This window comes from Kitasatospora sp. NPDC001119 (genome assembly GCF_053598475.1).
Window position 1 is genome coordinate 110,971 of record NZ_JBSFKI010000021.1, and the last position, 16,425, is coordinate 127,395.

At 74.3% G+C, this 16,425-nt stretch carries 14 protein-coding genes; 4 read left to right on the forward strand and 10 right to left on the reverse strand.

Features of this window, described 5'->3' with window-relative positions; translation table 11 throughout:
* Nucleotides 1-31 precede the first annotated feature (31 nt).
* Both ACWDD9_RS25485 and ACWDD9_RS25490 read right to left on the reverse strand, forming a co-directional pair.
* Nucleotides 32-295: a hypothetical protein gene (locus ACWDD9_RS25485; protein WP_449812747.1), complete on the reverse strand. Its 264-nt coding sequence runs from the start codon at nucleotides 293-295 to the stop codon at nucleotides 32-34.
* Between the two features lie 6 nt (nucleotides 296-301).
* On the reverse strand, nucleotides 302-505 hold the full coding sequence (locus ACWDD9_RS25490; protein ID WP_049660754.1) for a hypothetical protein: 204 nt from the start codon (nucleotides 503-505) through the stop codon (nucleotides 302-304).
* A gap of 289 nt (nucleotides 506-794) precedes the next feature.
* Between ACWDD9_RS25490 and ACWDD9_RS25495 the strand changes: the two genes are divergently transcribed.
* Nucleotides 795-1,781 carry a LuxR C-terminal-related transcriptional regulator gene (locus ACWDD9_RS25495; RefSeq protein ID WP_117486809.1) on the forward strand — a complete coding sequence of 329 codons (987 nt, stop codon included), beginning with the start codon at nucleotides 795-797 and terminating at the stop codon, nucleotides 1,779-1,781.
* On the opposite strand, the gene ACWDD9_RS25500 is transcribed toward ACWDD9_RS25495, so the two are convergent.
* Complete coding sequence (locus ACWDD9_RS25500; protein ID WP_449812748.1) at nucleotides 1,778-3,820, reverse strand: BTAD domain-containing putative transcriptional regulator; 2,043 nt, start codon at nucleotides 3,818-3,820, stop codon at nucleotides 1,778-1,780. The genes ACWDD9_RS25495 and ACWDD9_RS25500 overlap by 4 nt on opposite strands.
* Nucleotides 3,821-3,998: 178 nt before the next feature.
* Between ACWDD9_RS25500 and ACWDD9_RS25505 the strand changes: the two genes are divergently transcribed.
* On the forward strand, nucleotides 3,999-4,541 hold the full coding sequence (locus ACWDD9_RS25505) for a hypothetical protein (protein WP_053112534.1): 543 nt from the start codon (nucleotides 3,999-4,001) through the stop codon (nucleotides 4,539-4,541).
* Between the two features lie 146 nt (nucleotides 4,542-4,687).
* Nucleotides 4,688-5,530, forward strand: a complete 843-nt coding sequence (locus ACWDD9_RS25510) for a hypothetical protein (protein WP_449812749.1) — start codon at nucleotides 4,688-4,690, stop codon at nucleotides 5,528-5,530.
* A 37-nt stretch (nucleotides 5,531-5,567) separates the two neighbouring features.
* Here the strand turns inward: ACWDD9_RS25510 and ACWDD9_RS25515 are convergent, their stop codons facing one another.
* From ACWDD9_RS25515 to ACWDD9_RS25525, 3 genes are read right to left on the reverse strand one after another with little or no spacing between them, the layout of a single operon-like run.
* Complete coding sequence (locus ACWDD9_RS25515; RefSeq protein ID WP_449812750.1) at nucleotides 5,568-6,809, reverse strand: MFS transporter; 1,242 nt, start codon at nucleotides 6,807-6,809, stop codon at nucleotides 5,568-5,570.
* Between the two features lie 39 nt (nucleotides 6,810-6,848).
* A complete protein-coding gene (locus ACWDD9_RS25520) occupies nucleotides 6,849-7,889 on the reverse strand; it encodes a HEAT repeat domain-containing protein (RefSeq protein ID WP_449812751.1) in 1,041 nt (346 codons plus the stop codon).
* A 3-nt stretch (nucleotides 7,890-7,892) separates the two neighbouring features.
* Nucleotides 7,893-8,567, reverse strand: coding sequence for a HEAT repeat domain-containing protein (locus ACWDD9_RS25525; RefSeq protein WP_049656759.1), 675 nt, complete (start codon nucleotides 8,565-8,567; stop codon nucleotides 7,893-7,895).
* Between the two features lie 286 nt (nucleotides 8,568-8,853).
* Here ACWDD9_RS25525 and ACWDD9_RS25530 point away from each other — a divergent pair, with 286 nt between their 5' ends.
* Complete coding sequence (locus ACWDD9_RS25530; RefSeq protein WP_449812752.1) at nucleotides 8,854-9,285, forward strand: DUF7144 family membrane protein; 432 nt, start codon at nucleotides 8,854-8,856, stop codon at nucleotides 9,283-9,285.
* 52 nt (nucleotides 9,286-9,337) lie between these two features.
* On the opposite strand, the gene ACWDD9_RS25535 is transcribed toward ACWDD9_RS25530, so the two are convergent.
* The 4 genes from ACWDD9_RS25535 to ACWDD9_RS25550 form a co-directional block, all read right to left on the reverse strand.
* Nucleotides 9,338-10,741, reverse strand: coding sequence for a DJ-1/PfpI family protein (locus ACWDD9_RS25535; protein ID WP_449812753.1), 1,404 nt, complete (start codon nucleotides 10,739-10,741; stop codon nucleotides 9,338-9,340).
* Between the two features lie 144 nt (nucleotides 10,742-10,885).
* A complete protein-coding gene (locus tag ACWDD9_RS25540; RefSeq protein WP_449812754.1) occupies nucleotides 10,886-11,866 on the reverse strand; it encodes a GlxA family transcriptional regulator in 981 nt (326 codons plus the stop codon).
* Between the two features lie 120 nt (nucleotides 11,867-11,986).
* Nucleotides 11,987-12,538, reverse strand: coding sequence for a YciI family protein (locus ACWDD9_RS25545; protein ID WP_449812755.1), 552 nt, complete (start codon nucleotides 12,536-12,538; stop codon nucleotides 11,987-11,989).
* Nucleotides 12,539-12,700: 162 nt separating this feature from the next.
* On the reverse strand, nucleotides 12,701-16,312 hold the full coding sequence (locus tag ACWDD9_RS25550; protein ID WP_449812756.1) for a DUF7617 domain-containing protein: 3,612 nt from the start codon (nucleotides 16,310-16,312) through the stop codon (nucleotides 12,701-12,703).
* Nucleotides 16,313-16,425: the final 113 nt, after the last annotated feature.

Sequence of the window (16,425 nt, forward strand, 5' to 3'; positions counted from 1 at the left end):
CAGCGCGTCCCGGCGCGTCCCGGCGCGTTCTTCAGCGGCGGCCGGACGGGAGCCGGACGGCCGCCGGCAGGGCCCTGGCCAGCAGGTTCCGCGCCCTCGACCGGGCCGCCGCCTCGTCGGCGGCGCGGACGTAGAGCACCAGGCCGACGCCCTCGGGCACGGCGCGGGCGCGCACGTGCTCCAGGCCGTCGTCCGGGGCGGCGCACGCCCACAGCGCGGCCTGGGCCTCCGCGGCCGCCGCCTCTCCCGAGGGGGCAGCGGCACCGGTCGGCACGGTCAGCTGGACTGCGAACACCGCAGGTCAGGCCTGCGTGACGGCGTCGTCGGCGGGCGGGGCGTCCCAGCCGATCGACCGGGCGGAGGGGTTGTCCCAGCCGATCCCGCCACCCGGCCCCTGGGTGGCGGACGGGGCGTCGGTGGCGGTCGTACCGGCGGCGAAGGCCGGTGCGGCGGAGCCGGCGAGGGCGAGGGTCAGGAGGACGGCGGCGAGTGGACGGACGGCCACGGCGGATTCCTGTTCTGTGCGGGAACTTCGTTGGGGGATAACGCAGTTCTGGGTGTCCGGGGAATTCGGGGAATGCGCGCACGGCGAATCCTCCCGGTCCGCGGGCCGCCACGGGAAGGGAATTCGGCGGGCAGGAACAGGACAGGCAGCATGCTGCAAAACCGCGAAGGGCGGCAGCGGCGGGGGCCGTTGACCGGATCATGCCCTTGCGAGGGGTTCCGGCCGGGGGAAAGATCGGCCCGGGCCGACCGGGCATACGGAATCGTCCACGGGGATCAGGGGTCGAGAAGTGCTGGAACTGCTGGGGTTGGACGCCACCGCGGAAGCCGTCTACCGAGGAATGCTCGCCGACCCGGAAGGCGGGGTCGCGGAACTCTGCGACCGGCTCGGCCTCCCCGAGGCCGCCGTGCGCGCGGCCCTCGACCGGCTCGCCGACCTCACCCTGCTGCGGACCTCCCGCGAGCGGCCCGGCACCCTGCGGCCGGTCAGCCCGGAGCGCGGCCTGGAGATCCTGCTGCGCCGCCAGGAGGAGGAACTCGCCCGTCGGCAGCAGGAGTTGGCCGCCTCCAAGGCCGCCGTCGCGCGGGCCCTGGGGGAGTACGCCAAGGTGCGGACCGACACCCCGGTGGGCGACCACGAACGGCTGCTCGGCCTCGACGCCATCCAGGACAAGCTGGAGGTGCTGACCGCCCGGCTGACCACCGAGGTCCTGGCGGTGATGCCCGGCGGCGCCCAGTCCGCGGCCAGCCTGGCCGCCTCCCGGCCGCTCGACGAGGACGCCCTGCGACGCGGCGTCAGCCTGCGCACCATCTACCAGGAGAGCATCCACGACGCCCCGGAGACCCTCGACTACGCCCGCTGGATGTCCGGCCTCGGCGGCGAGGTGCGCACCGCACCGGTGCTGCCACCCCGGATGCTGGTCTTCGACCGCAGCACCGCCGTGCTGCCGATCGACCCGGAGAACACCCGGGCCGGCGCCCTGTGCACCCGGGAGCCGGGCATCGTCGCCTCCCTGGTCGCCCTGTTCGAACAGACCTGGGAGACCGCCGTCCCGATCACCGACGACCCCGACGGCGCGCCGCCGCTGACCCTGACCACCGGCGAGCGCGAACTCCTGCGCCTGCTGTCCACCGGCCTCACGGACGACGCGGCGGCCAAACGCCTCGGCGTCTCGGTACGCACCGTCCGCCGCCAGATGGCCGTCCTGATGGAACGCCTCGACGCGGCCAGCCGCTTCGAAGCCGGCCTCAAGACCGCCCGCCGCGGCTGGCTCTAGCCGCCCGGCGGGGGGTCGGCTGCTGCGGCGGCCGCGGCGGCCAGGCGGTCCACCTCGACCCACTCGTCGAGGTGGAGGCCGTACAGGCGGGCCGGGTGGTCGGCGGCGGGGTGGGTGGGGAGGAAGGCGGGGGAGTGGCCGCGGTGGAGGTACCAGGAGCCGAGGCGGACCAGGGCGGCGCGGCGTTCGGCGGCGCTGGTCTCCACGGAGCAGCGTTCGGCGGCGTAGAGGCGCAGGAGGTCGTTGAGCCGGTAGCGGTCGCGGTCCTCGGGGGTGAGCAGGTGGGCGGCGGCCAGCCGGTCGAGGACGGGCCGGACGGCGGCGGGCGGGGCGCCGGCCAGGGCGGCGGCCGCGTCGGCGCCGATGCCGACGGCCGGGACGAGGGCGAGCAGCCGGAGCAGGTCGCGGGCCTCGCCGGGCAGTGAGCGGTAGGAGAGGTCGAAGGCGGCGCGGACCGCCGAGGTGTCGTCGCCCTCGATCTGGAGGGCGCTCAACCGGTGCTCCGTGTCGAGGAGTTCGGCGGCGTGGTCGGTGAGGCTGCGGTCCGGGCTGGCGGCCAGGCGGCTGGCGGTGACGGCCAGGGCGAGGGGCAGCCGGCCGCAGGCGTCGGCGAGTTCGGCGGCGGCGCGCGGCTCGGCGCGGGTGCGGTGCTCGCCGACCATGCGGGCCAGCAGTTCGAGGGCCTGGCGGGCGGGCAGGACGTCGAGCACCAGCGGCCGGGCGCCGTTGCGGACGGTCAGTCCGTCGAGCCGGGTGCGGCTGGTGACCACCGTGCGGCAGCCCGGGGCGCCGGGCAGCAGCGGGCGGACCTGCTCGGCGTCGCGGGCGTTGTCGAGGATCACGAGCAGCCGCCGGTCGGCCAGCCGGGAGCGGTAGAGCGCGGCCGCCTCGTCCGCCGCCGCGGGGATCCGGTCGCCGGGCACGCCGAGGGCGCGCAGGAAGCGGGCCAGGACGGTGCGCGGGGCGAGCGGCGCGTCGACGGAGTAGCCGTGCAGGTCGGCGTAGAGCTGGCCGTCCGGGAAGCGGTCGCGGACCCGGTGGGCCCAGTCGACGGCGAGGGTGGTCTTGCCGACCCCGGCCGGTCCGGAGACGGCGCAGACCGCGCACGCGGCGGCGGCCGGCCCGGCCCCCTGGTCCGCCGGGTCGGTGAGCAGCGCGTCCAGGGCCCGCAGTTCGGTGTCGCGTCCGACGAAGGTGGCCAGGGCGGGCGGGAGTTGGGCGGGCGGCGCCTGCACCTGCGCGGGTGGCGCCGGCGCGGGTGGTTCATCGGCCCGGGCCGGGGCGGCGGGCACCGGTTCGGTGGCCAGCAGCTCCAGGTGCAGCGCCCGCAGCTCGGGACCGGGGTCGAGCCCGAGTTCGTCGGCCAGCCGTTCCGCGAACCGGCGGTAGGCGGCGAGCCCCTCGGGGGTGCGTCCGGAGCCGTGCAGGGCGCGCATCAGCTGTCCGGTGAACCGTTCCCGCAGCGGGTGGTCGGCGACCAGCGCGGTGAGTTCGGGGACGGCCGTTCGGTGCCGGCCGAGTGCGAGTTCCAGGTCGAGGCACTCCTCCCAGGCGGTCAGCCGCAGTTCGTCCAGGGCGACGGCGCCCGGGGCGTCCGCGTCCACGGCGAGTCCGTCGAGGGCCGGTCCGCGCCACAGGGCGAGTGCGGAGCGGAGCCCGTCGACGGCCTCCGGGGCCCGCCCGGCGGCGGCTTCGGCGCGGGCGAGGGCGAGCCGGTCGGTGAAGTCACGGGCGTCCAGGCGGTGGCCGGTGAGCGTGATGCGGTAGCCGCGGCCGTCGGTGAGCAGGACGGGCGGCGCGTCCGGGTCGGCCTCGGCGAAGCGGCGCCGCAGCACCCCGGCGAGGTTGCGGACCTGGCGGGTGGCGGTGGCCGGCGGCCGCTCGTCCCAGACGGTGTCCACCAGGCGGGCGACCGGTACGGAGGAGTCCGCGTTGAGCAGCAGGGTGGCGAGCAGCCGCTCCTGCCGGGAGCCTTCGGAGGGGATGCGTCGGCCGTCGCCGGTCCACACCTCCAGCGAGCCGAGGATCCTGAACTCCAACGTCCCTCCCTGGGGCCCGCGGGGCCGGACCGGACCGGCCGCCGTGGAGGACGGGCGCGAGTCGTGACGAACTGATGATCAGATCATGCCAGTTGTGTGCGTTCGGTTGAGAAGTTTCTTGTGCACCGGCCGAAACGAGCCGGTCGCCCAGTGAGGACCCCGAACCCAGGAGCAGTCGATGAACCGTCTGAAGAAGGCCGTCGCCACCGCGACCGCCGTCGCCGCCGCCGCCCTGATCCCGCTCACCGCCGCCCCGGCCTCCGCCACCACCGGGCCGGCCACCCACCTCGGGATGACCTGGTCCGTCGTCTCCAACGGCCCCGACGGCACCGTCCAGGTCGGCGGCCCCGGCGGCAGCCCGAGCAACGCCTACAACGGCGACACCGCGCCGTCCGTCTCGCTGCCCGTGCTCTGCCTCAACGTCGACGGCAGCCCGGCCCCGTCCGGGATCAGCCTCGGCTTCTACAACGGCTGGGCGCAGGGCACCGTCGCCCTCAGCCAGCCGGTCAAGGGCTCCCGCCTGAACAGCCGGGCCGCGGCCGACAGCGTCTGCCAGGCCGGTTTCGGCGCCGGCTGGCGCGAGGCCGAGTTCCACGACGGCCACTACGGCACCGACCTGTCGCAGACCGGCGGCTGGACCTTCTGGGCCTACGGCAACATCCCCACCAACACCCGTTTCTGGACGGCCATCAACGACCAGCCGGCCAACCCCTGGAACTGACCGGACGCACACCGCCGGTGCGCCCGCCCTCCTGGCGGGCGCGCCGCGGTGGCCGGGTTCCGGGATTCGCCGACGGTCCGTCCGGGTACGCCGTACGCTCGGGGCGCAGGCGGTCGGCCGCCGCCCGGGACCCGGAGGAGGACGGCGTGAACACGGCTGCCGCACGGCAGGACACGGCTGCGGAACGCACCTCCCGGGGCGGGCCCCGGATCGACCCGCTGCTCGCCGACCGCGTCACCGAGGCGCTCCTCCTGGCGGGCCTGCCCGTCGGGTACGGCGGACACGGCCCCGGCGTCCAGCTGCGCCCGGCCCGGCCGTTCGACGACTCCGACGACTGCGCCGGCCTGATCGCCCTGCACTGGGAGCCCGGCCCCCGGCTGGCCGCCGCGGCGGCCATGGAGGAGTTCCAGCAGCCGGCCTCCGCCGCCGGCCGCGTCGTCACCAGCAGCATGCAGAACGCGCTGGCGGAGTTCCTGCCGGCCTTCGGCATCGAGGTCGAGGCCGGCCGGCTCGACGGGGAGACCAGGGTCGGCCGTACCAGCGGCCCCGCCCCGGCCACCGGACAGGACGCCGGCCGGGACACCGCCGCTCCGGCCGGGTCCCGCCCGCAGGACCTCGGCATCGGCGCGCACGTCGTCGACGCGGTGCGCCGCACCGCCGCGCTGGCCGGACTGCCGGTCGCCGACCACCTGCACGCGCCCGGCATCACCCTCGCCCCGTGCCGGCCCGTCGACGACGGCGACGACACCACCGGCGTCGCCGACCTCCGCTGGAACCCCTCCCGCCGCCTGTCCGCGGCCGCCGACGGCGACACCCCCGCCGCCGAGCGGGCCGCACGGGCCCGCACCGCCGTCCAGGACGCGATGCGGCACGCCTTCGGCGCCGTCCTCGGCGCCTGCGGCCTCGACCTCCAGTGGTGCCGCCCGTCCACGCTCCCGTACCAGCTGCGCGCCTACGGCGCCGCCGAGCAGCCGCCGGTACGCCACTGACGCCCGGCCCGCGCGTCCGGGGCGTCCGGGGCGTCGGCTACGGGGCCTCGGCTTCCTCCCGCAGCCCACGGACTGAGGGCCCGTGCGGTTGCGGCCGCGGTCGCCAGGGCGTGCGGAGGCGGTGGGCCAGGGCGCTGGCCGCCACGCAGAGGGCCAGCGCGGTCCAGAGCAGCGGGGGGTTCTGCAGGCCCAGGCCGATGACCGCCGGTCCGACCGCGTAGGACACCGTCCAGGTCAGCTGGAACAGGGACATGTACGGTCCCTCGTCGCCCTTGGGCGCCATGGCGACCGCCGTCGCGGCCGCGGTGGGCTTCGAGGCCAGTTCGGCCAGCGCCAGCACCACCGCCACGAGGACGGCGAGCGGGCCCTGGAGGGCGTGCGGGGCGGTGGAGACCGTCGCGGTGAGGGCGATGGCGCCGGCCGCCGCGCCGATCGACAGGCCCAGGACCCGCGAGCGGCTCCAGCCGGACAGCAGCCGGCTGATCCGCATCTGCAGGGTGGTGGCGGTGGCGTAGCGCACGGCGACCACGACGGTCGGCCAGTAGGCGGCCTGGTGGAGGCCCTCCACCAGGTAGAGGGGGAAGGCGACGGTCGGGATCAGCCAGGCCGCCGAGAGCAGCGTCTGGGACGCGATCAGGGACAGGAACGGCCGGTCGCCGAGCGCCGCCCGGGTGTTCGATCTCGCCGCCCGGAGCCCGGGCCGCTCGGCGGCCGGCACGGTCACCCCCAGCAGGAGGGCGGCCGCGAGGAGGGAGCTCGCGCTGTTCAGGGCGAGCGCGACCTCCAGGCCGTGCCCGCCGGCGAGCGCCATCAGGGCGGTCGCCCCCAGGGTGCCGACGCCCAGGGAGGTCGTCTTGAGCACGGTGACCGCGGAGAACCACTCGGTGAGCTCCTCCGGCTTCGCGAACCGCGCGACCAGGGTGGGCCAGGCGGCGCCGTAGAGGCGGTCGGAGGCCGTCACGAGGAAGGTGGCGGCCGCCACGGTGACCAGGTTCCCGGCCGCGAAGAACAGCCCGTACCCGAGCGCGGTCAGGACGTTGCTGACGACCAGGCAGGACTTGGGCCCGACCGCCTGGACGGCCCGTCCGCAGAGCGGCACGACGGCGAAGGACGCGAGCGACCCGACCGTCACGGCGGTGCCCGCGGCGGCCGCCGGGAAGTGCCGGACGGTGACGAAGAACAGCAGCGACAGCGGCAGGAAGACGCCGGAGCCGAACGTGTCGATCGCCACCGAGAGGAACAACCGCCGCTGCCGACGGAACCGCCCGGCCCCTGTCATGCCACCCCCACCTCGAACCCGCCCCCGACCGCCGCGCGGCTACCGCGTGTCGCGCAGCTTGAGAATGTACGTCGCGGTCAGCGCGACCGCACGGTCCTCGTCCCGCGCGAGCGCCTCGATGGCACGGGACGCCGTACCGCCCGGGACGTCCGCGAGCGCCTGGGTCAGCCGCCGGCGCGCGTCCGGCCCGACGTCCTCCCGGGCGAGGCGGTCGACCAGCCCGGCGGCGATCCGGTCCGCCAGCGCGGGGCCGCTCGCGGGTGCCGGACTGCCCACCGGAGCGGAGCCGTTCGCCAGCGCGCCCAGCGCGTCCGCCGCGTCGGCGTCGTTCGTCGCCCCGACGATCATGTCGATGAGCGTCGGGACCGCGTCGGCCACGCCGCGGGCCCCGAGCGCCAGGGCCGCGCACCTGCGGACCACGGCGTCGGGGTGCCCGAGGGCGTCCCGCAGCAGCGCGGTCGCCGTCCCGTCCGGCAGCTCGGCGAGGGACCGGACGGCCCGTTCGCGCACCTCGGCCGCGGACGAGTCCAGCCCCTCCGCGAGCAGGGCCGTCCCGTCCCCGCCCGACTGCGCCAGCGCCCACCGGAGCGCCCCGGCGACGATCGGGTCCGACTCGCCCAGCACGGCCTCGACCAGCGCCTCCACCGGCACCGCCGCGTCCTCGCCCGCGGACAGGGCGGCGCGCTGCCGCGCTCCCGGGCTCTTCGACTCCAGGGCCTGGAGCAGCGCGACGACCCGGAGGACCTCCTCCCACCCGGCGGGCTCCGCGGCGTCGATCCGCCGCAGCCGGGTGAGCAGCTCCGTCTCCGCCGCGATGCGCTCGCGGGTCCGGAGGATGAGGTCCTCGACGAGCTCCGCGGGCGCGAAGCCGGGATCGTCCAGGGCCCGACCGACGTCGCGCAGCGAGAGGCCCAGCGACCGCAGGCTCTCGATGTGGAAGATCCGCCGGATGTCCTCGTCCGCGTACCGGCGGTAACCGGAGCCGGTGCGCCCTGTCGGACGCACCAGCCCGAGCGACTCGTAGTGCCTGAGCATGCGGGCGCTGACCCCCGACCGCCGGGCGACGTCGCCGATCAACACTGCCTACCGTCCCTCCTGGCGGCCCTCGCCGAAGACCGCCGTGCGCTTCGCCTCCTCGACGGCGAGCTCGAACCCGGCGTCCGGGTCGTGCCACAGCCGTTCGGTGGCGAGCGCGTGCGCGCGCACCCCGGGGTCGGGGTCCGTCGTCGCGGCGCCCAGCGTCGGCAGCACCGCCTCCCCGAGCGCGACCAGCGCCCGGCTGAGGCTCAGCCGCGTCTCGCGTCCGCCGCGCCCGAGCTGAGCCGCCAACACTACGGCCAGCGCGGGCACCCCGTCCTCGGGTACGAGCACGACCGCGGCCCGCCAGGCGCTGCGGGCCACCTCCTCGTCGGCGTCGGCCAGCAGCGCCGGCGTGATCGCCGGCCACGCCCGCCGGTCCCCGATCTTGGACAGCGTGTGCAGGGCCTGGCTCCGGGCCTGCGCCCGCTCCGCGCGGACCTCGCCGAGCAGCAGCGGGACGGTCACCGCCGCCTCGTGGCGGGTGAGCGCCCAGGTGAGCATCTCGCGCACGGAGAACTCGGGCTCGACCGCGCACCGCCCGACGAGCGGGCGGACGAACCCCGCGTCCGGGTTCGTGCCGACGGCCAGCGCCGCCCGCAGGCGCACCGACGGGTCGTCGTGCTCCAGCCCGCGGAGCGCCGCCCGCATCGTGTCCCTGTCCTCTTCCGGCCTGGTCATCAGGACCACCTCCTGGGCCACAGTGAAGGGCTTGTCACGGTGTCAAGGTCAAGCGGATTCCGTGCGCGGTGCCCGCGACGGCCCGGGCGAGGGCGGGGCAGCGGTCGGGGCGGGCCGGTCGTCCGACGGCGGGATGGAGGGTCCGGTCTTACGGTGAATGTGGGGCTCTGCCGGTGCGGGTGCCCCGCTCCGCGTCGTCCGGAGCCCCTCCACCCGGCTGCTCGTCCCTCCGTCCCCGTCCCCGTCCCCCGTCCGCGAGGCGACCGCGATCGAAGGAGACCGTGTCATGGCCAGCAGTACGTCCGGAGTCGGCCCCACCGCCCGGGGCCGCGAGCAGTACCCCAACGCGTCAGGGTGGACCATCTTCGCCGGGGTCATGCTGATCACCGCCGGCCTCATGGCGATCTTCCAGGGCAGCGCCGCCATCACCCACGACAGTCTGCTCGTCGTCACCCGCAGCTACGTGTACGCGATGAACACCGAGGGCTGGGGATGGATCCACCTCATCCTCGGCGTCTTCGTCGTCGTGGCGGGTGTCGCGGTCTTCAGCGGCGCCGCCTGGGCCCGCATCGTCGGTCTGGTCGTGGCAGGGCTGGGGATGATCGCCAACTTCCTCTGGCTGCCCTACTACCCCCTGTGGGCCATCGTCCTGATCGCGATCGACGCCCTCGTCATCTGGGCCCTGTGCGTCGGAACGATCAAGACGGATCCGATCTGACGGACGGCACGGCCGCCGCTCCACGATCCGCCCCGGCCCCGGTGGGTCCCCCTCAGCGGCCCGGTGCGGCGCGGCGCCGCCGTCGAACCGTGTGCCGGACCGCCGTCGGTGCCAGCCCCACCCCCACGCTCACGGCGACCGCCGCCGCGGCCAGCAGAGTGGACCGCCAGGGCCAGGACGCGCCGGTCAGCTCCAGATGGGCCGAGGGGTACTCGGAGAACTTCGCGGTGGTCAGTGCCGTCCGGCGGTCGCCGTGCTCGGCGAGGTCCCGCAGGACCGGATCGAAGCCGAACTCCCCGGACCGCCGTCCTCCGCCGGGCAGTTCGGCGGCGAGCCCGTTGCGCAGGGCCCAGTCGCCCAGCGCACCGTCGAGGCCGGAGGCGTCCCTGACGCCGGGCACCACGAAGCGGTCCGCCCCGTGGGCGCCTCCCGTCGCGGGCCGGGTGACGAGGACCAGGCCGTGGCGGGTGGTGACGGTGTCGCCGGCGCCGATCACCAGCGTCCGGGTGGCGAAGGAGACCCCGCCGTACCCCTCGAAGGCGGCGGCCGCGTCGATCTCCTCGACGCCGTCGACCAGGCCGATGGCCGTGGTGGGGCGCAGCCACGGGAACGCGGCGTTGAGGGCGTACGGGAGGTCGCCGAGGGCGAGGTGGTTGGCCGGTATCGCGGTCGGCCCGTCCGGAGTCCAGCCGGGGTAGGCCAGGCCGGTGCCGATACGGGTCGCCTCCGCCTCGCCGGCCAGTTCCCCGACCAGCCGCAGCGCGCCCACGGTGCCGGAGGTGACGCCCGCGGTGGTGGTCACCCGCCCGTCCTCGACGTAGCGCCGCCCGCGCTGCCAGTCGACCTTCGGGTAACCGCGCTCCAGGGAGCCGATGTTGGACCAGAACGACGTGGCCTCGCGGCCGTCGAGCAGACCGGAGGCGGCCAGCAGCTCGGAGCCCGCGCACACCCCGAGGATCCGGGCGCCCTTGCGGTGGCGTTCGACGATCCACTGGCGCAGGCGCTCCTCGCCCGCGCCGGCGGGGTCGGTCACGGCGGGCACGACCACCACGTCGGGTTCCGGCAGAGTGCCGTCCGCCACCTCGGCCAGGGTGTGGTCGGGCAGCAGGTGGGCACCGCCGGACAGCGGGGAGACACGGCGTTCGGCGGCCACCGTGTAGACGAACATCGTCGGCGACTCGGCGAACACCTGGTAGGGCGCGAGGACGTCGGTGGCCACGGAGCCCTCGTTGCCGACCGCGACCGCCACGGTGATCCTGCCCTCCGGCACCGGCCGGGCGGTCGGCCACCCCCGGGCACCGGATCCGCGGGGCGCGGCGGCGAAGCTGTCCGCCATCGACGCGCTCACCCCCGCGAAGGCGATCCCCGCGAAGGACGCGGCCGCCAGACCCGTGCCCAGCAGCACCCGGCCGGTACGGCGCAGCGCCCGGTGCCCCCTGCGTGGCCCGGAACTCATCGTGAACAAGACATACCTCGACAATCCGGGCGCGTTCCGGCAGCACGGTGCCGTCGGCCCTCGTGGAAACGGGAAAGGGGAAATCGGAGGAGATCGGGGGAAACCGGTCGCAGAAGAGGCTCTGCGCCGAGGAGGCCGGGCCCGTCAGGCGGTCGGCCGCAGTGGCGCCCGCAGCAGCGAGGGCGGGGCCCCGAAGGCGTCGGCGACCACCCGGCGCAGCTGCCGGGCGTCACGGAACCCGCACCGGAGCGCGACCGCCTCCACCGTCAGGTCGGTACCGGACAGCAGGGCGCGGGCCCGCTCCAGCCGCAGTTGCCGCTGGTAGGCGAACGGGGTGAGGCCGGCGGCCGCGGTGAAGGCCCGCGTCAGACCGCGAGGGGACAGCCCGGCGATGCCGGCGAGTTCACGCAGGGTGAAGGCGGCGTCCAGATGCTGCGCCAGATGGTCCTGCACCCGGTGCACCGCGGGCTGGACGTGGTCCCGGTGCCGCAGGAACGGACTGATCTGTGCCGCGTCCCCGTCCCGTCGCAGGTACAGCACCAGCTCACGCGCGACCCGCCCGGCCAGCTCCGGGCCGCGCTCCCGCTCGACCAGGGACAACGCGAGATCGATCCCCGACGAGATGCCCGCACTGGTGCTGATCCGCCCGTCGTGCACGTAGAGCGCGGCCTCACGCACCCGGGCCCGCGGGTACCGGTCGCGCATCGCCGAGGTGAGCGACCAGTGGGTCGTGCACGCCCTGCCGTCCAGCAGCCCCGCCTCCCCCAGGACGACCGCACCGCTGCACACGGACGCCACCCGGGCACCCGCGTCGTAGGCCTCACGCACCCAGCGCACGACGGCGGGCGCCACCAGCCGGTCGGATCCGGTCAGCCGGGGGCCCGGCACGAGCACCAGGTCACCGGCTGCCGCCCGGCTCGTGTCCAGCGGCGCCAGCCCCGCCAGCCGCAGGCCCTGGGCGGACCGCAGAGTGTCCGCCTCGGCGACGTACTCCAGCCGGTAACCGCCGCCGAGCTGCGCCGCGGCGTCGAACACCTGCACAGGACCGCCGAGGTCCAGCAGATTCACCTCGGGCAGCACCAGGACCAGCACCCGCCCGGCACACCCGTCCGTCTCCTCGCTCACCCCGCCACGGTAGGCCGCGAGGAACCGCCCGCACGAGGTCTCCCAGGGGCGGACGGCGGACGGATCTGGCACTGGACGCGGCGGACGCCGGCCCGGCGCACCGGCCTCAGCACCGGCCGGTCAGGACGGCCGCCCGCCGAACTGCCAGTCGTGCACCTCGACGTCGGCGTACCGCTCCCGGGTCAGGACGGCGCCCGCCGCATCACGGTCCGGCGCCCGGAGCAACGCGGCCGTGCCCAGCCAGGCGGTGCCGTCGTCGGACAGCAGCGGACCGTAGGCGATCAGCCCGTCCCGGTCGGCCGGCACGGCGAGGTCGACGGCCGGCCCCGAGCCGAGGCCGAGCACCAGGTACCGGTTGCCGCCGGTCCGGCCGCCGGGGAAGTCCCACATGGTGCGCCCCAGCGTGTTGCTCCACCGCCGCAGCAGCACGTCCCGGTAGACGCCCGCCTGGTAACCCGGCTCGGCGAAGGCGAACGCCCGGGCCGCGGCGGCATCGGGCAGGTCGATGATGTGCACGCTGCCGGTGGGGGCGTCGCGGTCCTCGGTGAGGGTCGGGCCCCGGGCGATCAACTCCTCCGCGTACCCGTCCATGTAGGACCAGTGCTGTTCCAGCAGTTCGCGGCGCAACGTCCCGGAGCCGGGCCGGTCGCGGTGGTAGCAGAAGAACTCCATGCCCGTAGGGTCCCCTGAAGGAGGCGGCCAGGTCCAGGGCCCGCGTCGACGGCGGATTCCGACCGCATGCCTCCGTGACGGCCGCACAGGGCGGTGGCCCGGGAGGACTTCCTCCCGGGCCACCGCCCTCGGCCCGTCAGGACCGGTCCGGCCTTGTCAGGCTCACTCGCTCACCCCGCCCGCCCGACGCCTGCGCGCCCGGACCAGGAGGGCCAGCACCGAACCGAGACCGGCCAGCGCCGCACCGGTCGCGGCGTAGGGCCGGACCGACGAGCCGGTGTCCGGCAGCGGCCCAGCCTCGTGGTGCTGCTGGTGCCCGCCCTGCGGGTGCTCGCCGGGACCGGTGCTGCCGTGCTCCGGCCCCTGGCCGTTGCCGTTCCCAGTCCCGTTCCCGTTCCCGTTGCCGTGGCCACTGCCGTTCCCATTGCCGTTCTCATGGCCGGGCTTGTGCTCGTGGCACTCCTCCTTCTCGCACGGCGGCGTGCACCGGGCGAGCGCGGAGGACGGCGGAGTGGTCACCGGCTCGGTCCCGGGCGGCGAGTTCGGCGGCACGTAGGAGGCGGTGACCGTGTTGACGGTGTCCTCACTGATCAGGCTGGAGCAGTAGAACTTCTTCGTCTGCCCCGCGGCCAGATCGAACGTCCCGGCCGCCACCGTGCAGGACACCTCCTGGCGGTCGTTCAGCGTGATCCCGGTCAGGTCCACCGTGCCGGTGTTGGTCACCGTGATCTGCCAGAACGCCTGGCACTTGTCCGGCGCACACGGCTCCTCGGACGCCCCACCCTTGTGCAGCGTCACCTCCTTGCCCCACGGCCCGGCGCCGCCCTCACCGCAGTCGCCGGACTTGTCCGACTGGCAGACCTCCTTGTCGACGCTCAGTGACGGAACGTTGGTGCCGCTCACATCCACGCGCGCCTCGGACGGCGGTGTGGTGATCGGGGTGCCGCCGGGGCCGGGGAAGGACGCCGTCACCGTGTTCGTCGTCGGCTGGGTGACGCCCGGCAGGTTGCAGAACACCTGCTTGGAGGCGCCTGCCGCGAGGTCGAATGTCCCCGCAGTTGTCACGCAGGCCGGCGTCACGGAGTCGTTCAGCGTGATGCCGGTCAGGTTGACCGTGCCGTTGTTGGTGACGGTGATCCGCCAGTAAGCGGTGCTGTTCGGGGCGATGGTGGTGGTCTTGGCCCAGGGGCCGGGGCCGCCGTCACCGCAGTCGGCGGCGTTTGCGGAGGTGCAGACCTCCTTGTTGATGGCCAGGGACGGAACGTCGGCACTGGCCTCGGACGGGGGCGTGGTGATCGGGGTGCCGCCGGGGCCGGGGAAGGACGCCGTCACCGTGTTCGTCGTCAACTTGGTGACGCCCGGCAGGTTGCAGAAGACCTGCTTGGAGGCGCCTGCCGCCAGATCGAATGTCCCCGCAGCCGTGACACAAGCCGGCGTCACGGAGTCGGCGAGGGTGATGCCGGTCAGGTTCACCGTGCCGTTGTTGGTGACCGTGATCCGCCAGTAGGCGGTGCCGTTCGGGGCGACGGTGGTGGTCTTGGCCCACGGTCCCGCGCCGCCCTCACCGCAGTCAGCGGCGTCCGCGGAGGTGCAGACCTCCTTGTTGATCGTCAGCGAGGGGACGTCGACGCTCGCTTCGGAGGGCGGTGTGGTGATCGGGGTGCCACCGGGTCCTGGGAAGGAGGCCGTCACCGTGTTCGTCGTCAGCTTGGTGATGTCTGGCAGGTTGCAGAACACCTGATGGGACGCGCCTGCGGCGAGGTCAAAGGAGCCGGCGGCCGTCACGCACGACGGTGTGACGGAGTCGTTGAGGGTGATGCCGGTCAGGTTGACCGTGCCGTTGTTGGTGACGGTGATGCGCCAGTAGGCGGTGCCGTTCGGGGCGACGGTGGTGGTCTTCGCCCAGGGGCCGGCGCCGCCGTCACCGCAGTCGGCCGGGTTTGTGCTGGTGCAGACCTCCTTGTTGATCGTCAACGAGGGGACGTCGACGCTCGCCTCGGAGGGCGGTGTGGTGATCGGTGTGCCGCCGGGGCCGGGGAAGGAGGCGGTGACGGTGTTGGTCGTCAGCTTGGTGACGTCTGGCAGGTTGCAGAAGACCTGCTTCGACGCGCCTGCCGCCAAGTCGAACGACCCGGCGGCCGTCACGCAGGCTGGCGTCACGGAGTCGGTGAGGGTGATGCCGGTCAGGTTGACCGTGCCGTTGTTGGTGACGGTGATGCGCCAGTAGGCGGTGCCGTTCGGGGCGACGGTGGTGGTCTTCGCCCAGGGGCCGGCGCCGCCGTCACCGCAGTCGGCGGCGCTGGCGGAGGTGCAGACCTCCTTGTTGATGACCAGGGACGGAACGTCGGCACTGGCCTCGGAGGGCGGTGTGGTGATGGGTGTTCCGCCAGGGCCGGGGAAGGACGCCGTGACCGTGTTCGTCGTTGACTGCGTGACGTCTGTCAGGTTGCAGAACACCTGATGGGACGCGCCTGCCGCCAGGTCGAACGTGCCAGCAGCTGTGACGCAGGCCGGTGTGACGGTGTCGGTGAGGGTGATGCCGGTCAGGTTGACCGTGCCGTTGTTGGTGACGGTGATGCGCCAGTAGGCGGTGCCGTTCGGGGCGACGGTGGTGGTCTTCGCCCAGGGGCCGGCGCCGCCGTCACCGCAGTCGGCGGCGTTGGCCGAGGTGCAGACCTCCTTGTTGATGACCAGGGACGGAACGTCGGCACTGGCCTCGGAGGGCGGTGTGGTGATGGGTGTTCCGCCAGGGCCGGGGAAAGACGCCGTGACCGTGTTCGTCGTTGACTGCGTGACACCCGGCAGGTTGCAGAACACCTGATGGGAGGCCCCTGCCGCCAGGTCGAACGTGCCAGCAGCTGTGACGCACGACGGCGTGACCGTGTCGGTGAGGGTGATGCCGGTCAGGTTGACCGTGCCGTTGTTGGTCACCGTGATGCGCCAGTACGCCGTCCCGTTCGGGGCGACGGTAGTGGTCTTGGCCCACGGGCCGGGGCCGCCGTCACCGCAGTCGGCCGGGTTTGTGCTGGTGCAGACCTCCTTGTTGATGACCAGGGACGGAACGTCGGCACTGGCCTCGGACGGGGGCGTGGTGATGGGTGTTCCGCCAGGGCCGGGGAAGGACGCCGTGACCGTGTTCGTCGTTGACTGCGTGACACCCGGCAGGTTGCAGAACACCTGGTGGGAGGCCCCTGACGCCAGGTCGAACGATCCGGCAGCTGTGACACACGACGGTGTGACGGTGTCGGTGAGGGTGATGCCGGTGATGTTGACGGGGCCGTTGTTGGTGACGGTGATCCGCCAGTAGGCGGTGCCGTTCGGGGCGACGGTGGTGGTCTTCGCCCACGGGCCCGCGCCGCCCTCACCGCAGTCGGCCGGGGTGGCGGAGGTGCAGACCTCCTTGTTGATCGTCAGCGAGGGGACGTCGACGCTCGCTTCGGACGGGGGTGTGGTGATCGGGGTGCCACCAGGCCCCGGGAACGAGGCCGTCACCGTGTTGGTGGTGGATTGCGTGACGCCTGTCAGGTTGCAGAACACCTGATGGGACGCGCCCGCCGCCAGGTCGAAGGTGCCGGCGGCTGTGACACACGACGGTGTGATGGCATCGGCGAGGGTGATGCCGGTGATGTTGACGGGGCCGTTGTTGGTGACGGTGATCCGCCAGTACGCGGTGCCGTTCGGCGCGACGGTGGTGGTTTTCGCCCAGGGGCCGGGGCCGCCCTCACCGCAGTCGGCTGGGTTGGTCGAGGTGCAGACCTCCTTGTTGATCGCCAAGGACGGAACGTCAACGCTCGCTTCGGAGGGCGGTGTGGTGATGGGTGTTCCGCCGGGTCCCGGGAAGGAGGCGGTGACGGTGTTGGTGGTGGATTGGGTGACGCCGGTCAGGT

Coding starts and splice junctions, on each gene's coding strand:
- ACWDD9_RS25535 (WP_449812753.1), bottom strand. CDS start 10,741: ATGAGTTCCGGGCCACGCAGGGGGCACCGGGCGCTGCGCCGTACCGGC.
- ACWDD9_RS25530 (WP_449812752.1), top strand. CDS start 8,854: ATGGCCAGCAGTACGTCCGGAGTCGGCCCCACCGCCCGGGGCCGCGAG.
- ACWDD9_RS25545 (WP_449812755.1), bottom strand. CDS start 12,538: ATGGAGTTCTTCTGCTACCACCGCGACCGGCCCGGCTCCGGGACGTTG.
- ACWDD9_RS25525 (WP_049656759.1), bottom strand. CDS start 8,567: ATGACCAGGCCGGAAGAGGACAGGGACACGATGCGGGCGGCGCTCCGC.
- ACWDD9_RS25505 (WP_053112534.1), top strand. CDS start 3,999: ATGAACCGTCTGAAGAAGGCCGTCGCCACCGCGACCGCCGTCGCCGCC.
- ACWDD9_RS25515 (WP_449812750.1), bottom strand. CDS start 6,809: ATGACAGGGGCCGGGCGGTTCCGTCGGCAGCGGCGGTTGTTCCTCTCG.